The 3,662-nt window shown below is 62.9% G+C and carries 3 protein-coding genes; 1 reads left to right on the top strand and 2 read right to left on the bottom strand.

Annotation, left to right across the window (positions count from 1 at the left end; genetic code table 11):
* Window positions 1-69 precede the first annotated feature (69 nt).
* Complete coding sequence (locus KBF66_RS19095; RefSeq protein WP_296661288.1) at window positions 70-816, top strand: HD domain-containing phosphohydrolase; 747 nt, start codon at window positions 70-72, stop codon at window positions 814-816.
* 11 nt (window positions 817-827) lie between these two features.
* On the opposite strand, the gene KBF66_RS19090 is transcribed toward KBF66_RS19095, so the two are convergent.
* Both KBF66_RS19090 and pbpC read right to left on the bottom strand, forming a co-directional pair.
* The gene (locus KBF66_RS19090) at window positions 828-1,115 is read right to left on the bottom strand and encodes a hypothetical protein (RefSeq protein WP_296661287.1); all 288 of its coding nucleotides are present in this window, start codon (window positions 1,113-1,115) and stop codon (window positions 828-830) included.
* 237 nt (window positions 1,116-1,352) lie between these two features.
* Window positions 1,353-3,650 (bottom strand): penicillin-binding protein 1C, encoded by a 2,298-nt coding sequence (pbpC, locus tag KBF66_RS19085; protein WP_365732558.1) that lies wholly within the window; start codon window positions 3,648-3,650, stop codon window positions 1,353-1,355.
* Window positions 3,651-3,662: the final 12 nt, after the last annotated feature.

Below are 3,662 nucleotides of genomic sequence, written 5' to 3'. Positions count from 1 at the left end.
CCTTAAAGAAATTACACCGCACAAGCGCCAGTCGCATTAATATCACAGTCTGAACAGTGGAGCACTATTTTGAATTTACCCGACCCCAGCCAAAATTTCGAGGCTGATCCCGTGCGTGCCGCCATGGCGGTAGCGGTTCTCGCCATCACCTCGCTGGCAGAAACGCGCGACTCCGACACCGGCAACCACGTGATGCGCATTCAGCATTACGTCAATGCACTGGCGCAGCGGCTGGTTGGCCATCCCCGTTTCGCAGCAACGTTGACGCAGGAATATATCGGCGAATTGTTCCGCTCTGCGCCCTTGTATGACATGGGCACGGTGGGCATCCCGGACCGCATTTTGCTCAAACCCAGCCGGTTGACGTCGGCCGAGTTCGAGATCATGAAAACCCACACCACCCTGGCCCGCGACGCCATCGCCTACGCCGAGAAAACCTTGGGTTTTGCGGCCGTACGCATGCAGATCGTCAAGGAGCTGGTCTACAGCCACCAGGAAAAATGGGATGGCACGGGTTATCCGCAGGCCCTGTCAGGTGACCAGATTCCTTTGTCTGCGCGCCTGCTGGCCATCGCCGATGTGTACGACGCCCTGATCTCCGACCGGGTCTACAAAGCCGGTGTGCCGCACGACCAGGCTGTGGTGACGATTTTTCAGGGCCGCGCCAGCCATTTCGACCCCGACATGGTGGACGCCTTCATCGAAATCCAGGACGAATTTGCCGCCATTGCCAAGCGCTTTGCTGACACCGATGAAGACATGCAAAAGAAGATCGAGTACATGGCCAACGCCATTGCCGAAGAAGCCGAGCTGTAGCGGCGCTGGCATCAAGCCATATCTTGCACGGCCATCAGCGCAGCCAGGTTTTGGCGGCACAGGGTTTGAAACTCTGGGCTGATGCTCTGATCGGCGGCAGCGGTTTGCCAGAACCTGCAGGCCGCAACACTGGCTTGCAGCCATAGCGCCCGGTCCTGCGGACTGGGCAAGGCCGGGGCATACCGAACCAGCAGTATTTCACCTCCCGCCATCGGCGCATACAACATCGGAAGCATGTCGTAGACCGGTACCACTTGCAAGGGCATGGTCGGCACAGAACTCAGGTTGCCTTTGTGCATGTCGGTGTTGGCAATCAACTTGCCAAACAGCCAGATCAGTTTAATTGTCAGCTAAGGGGTCAAGCAGGAATAAGTTGGGCAAGGCCCTTGTCGTCTGGGCTTGCTGTCAATTCCGCTAGAAATTGAATTCATTTCCAATCAACGTGACGATTCGTTCCCCCATCTGGGTGATCACACTCATTTGCAATGCATATTTCTCATCTGCGGCCCTGACCGGGTTGCGTGTCCACTGTCACATCACGGCACCAACTCCACGGTCACCTCGCGCGAATCGGCGCGGCCCTGCTCGTCTACCGCGCGCAGCGCATAACGACGGGCGGCAGTGGGCAGCCAGTGCAGGCTCTCGCCGGGGCGGGCGCGGCCCAGCAGGGCGTCGTCGGCAAACCAGAACAAGGTCTTTGAATTCGACCCGGCGTCGGCGCGAAGCAAGAGGGGCTCAGGATTTTTCATGCGCAGCTGGTAGCTCACGCCGCGCAGGGGCGAGGTGATGACGGGCGCGCCTTCCGCACTGGCTGCAGCAGTGCCGCAGTCTGGTACAGCCATCACCTTGCGCGCCAGGCCGGCTTTGCGAAACAGCTGCTGCATGTCGCTGCCCCATTGCTCCACCACTTCGCGCCTGGCATGGGGCTGCGGCCCGCACACCGGCTGGCCGCTGCGTTGGTCCACCCACAGGGCGCGGTGCAGGCTACTCGCCTGGATGGGTGACTTGCCCGCGATAAACCAGGTGCTGACCTGCACCGGGCACAGGGCATCGGGCAAGCCACCAGTGGCGGCGCACACCTCGACTTTGCGCAAATCGGGCGGCAGCGACATGGCCAGCTCGCCAGGGTCGAGCCGCTGGGCGCGCAGGGCATCGACCATGCGCAAGAACAGTGGCGCGGCGGCATCGACGCCAATCAACGCCGGATTGCTGCTGCCGTCAAAATTACCCACCCACACCACCAGCACGTGGCGGCCAAAAACACCCGCCGTCCAGGCATCGCGAAAACCCCAGGAGGTGCCGGTTTTCCAGGCCACGGCCGGGCGCGCCGGGCCACCGGTGTCGGGGCGCGGGGTCTGGCGCAGCATCTCCAAGGTGATGTAAGCGGCCTCGGGGCTGAGCAGCTGCAGCGGCGCACCAGGTGCTTCCGCCTGCGTGTAGCTCAGTCGGGCGCTGGCACCGCCATTGGCCAGCGTGGCGTACAACGAAGCCAGCTCTTCCATGGTGACCTCGCCGCCACCCAGCACCAGTGCCAGGCCGTAGTGCTGCTCGCTTTGCAGCCTCCCCACGCCGGACAGCTTCAAAAAATCGTACAAACCCGGCTTGGACAGGCGCGCCGCCAGCGCCACCGCCGGGATGTTGCGGCTGCGGATCAAGGCATCCTGTGCGGCAATCGGGCCGGCAAAGCGGCCATCAAAGTTCTCGGGCGCATAGGGGCCAAAGGCGGTGGGCGCGTCCTTGAGCACGGTGCGCGGGTGCATCAGGCCCTGCTCCAGCGCCAGCGCATAGATGAATGGCTTGAGTGTGGAGCCGGGCGAGCGCTTGGCAAGTGTGCCGTTGACCTGCCCGCTGATGGCCTCGTTGCGGTAATCCGCCGACCCCACCACCGCGCGTACCTGCATGGTGCTGGCATCGAGCAGCAAGGCGCTGGCGTTGGTCAGTCCGATGTCGGCGTGTGATTGCAGATACTGCGCCATGATGCGCTCCAGCGTGCGCTGCATGGGCAGGTTCAAGGTGGAACGAATTTCGCTTTTCCCGTGCTCTTGAGCCATCAGCATGTCGGTGGCGTGGGGTGCCACAAAAGGCAGCGCCGAGCGGCCTTGGGCGCTCAAGGCCAGCGACACATCCGGCGCGTGGCGCGCCAGCTGCGGGTCGCGTCGCACCCACTGCGCCCACAGGCGTTCACGCGCCTGCTGCAATTCGACGTTGCGCCCCTTTGCCGCCACCCGCTTGACCGGGTTTTGCGGAATCACGGCCAGCGTCAGCGCTTCAGGCAGGCTCAAGGTCTGCGCCGCATGGCCAAAATAGATCAGGCTGGCGGCCCCCACGCCCTCTATGTTGCCGCCGTAGGGCGCGGTGTTGAGGTAAGCCTCCAGCAGGTCGGCCTTGCTGTAGCGCAGCTCCAGCCACAGCGCCGCCGCCGACTGCGCCAGTTTGCCGCCCAAGCTGCGGCTGTCAATGCCATACAGGCGGCGCGCCAGTTGCATGGTGAGGGTGGAGCCGCCCTGGCGGCGCTGGCCGTTGGCCATATTCCAGCTGCTGCGCACCAGCGCGGCCGGGTTGACGCCGGGGTGCCAGAAAAAATAGCGGTCTTCATAGGTCAGCACTGCCTCCACCAGTGTGGGCGCGATGCGCGCCAGCGGCACCCACAGCCGGTACTGGCCATCGGGGGCCAGCGTCAGGCGCATCAGTTCGCCGCCTTGCGCGTAAACCGCCCGGGAACTGCCCACCGCCTGCGCCAGAGTGCTATGCGGCCAACATCTGATTGCTATAACAATAATAGCTACCAGCGCAATAAGAACGTGCGCAAACGGGTGTTTTACCCACAATTTCACGATGAAAATTCC

This window comes from Rhodoferax sp. (genome assembly GCF_018063565.1).
GTDB lineage: Bacteria > Pseudomonadota > Gammaproteobacteria > Burkholderiales > Burkholderiaceae_C > Rhodoferax.
The sequence above is the reverse complement of the archived record's forward strand: the minus strand, read 5'-3'. Positions and strand labels throughout refer to the sequence as shown.

Bases quoted from the DNA above. Each gene is read 5' to 3' on its own strand.
- KBF66_RS19090 (WP_296661287.1), bottom strand. From the start codon at position 1,115: ATGCACAAAGGCAACCTGAGTTCTGTGCCGACCATGCCCTTGCAAGTG.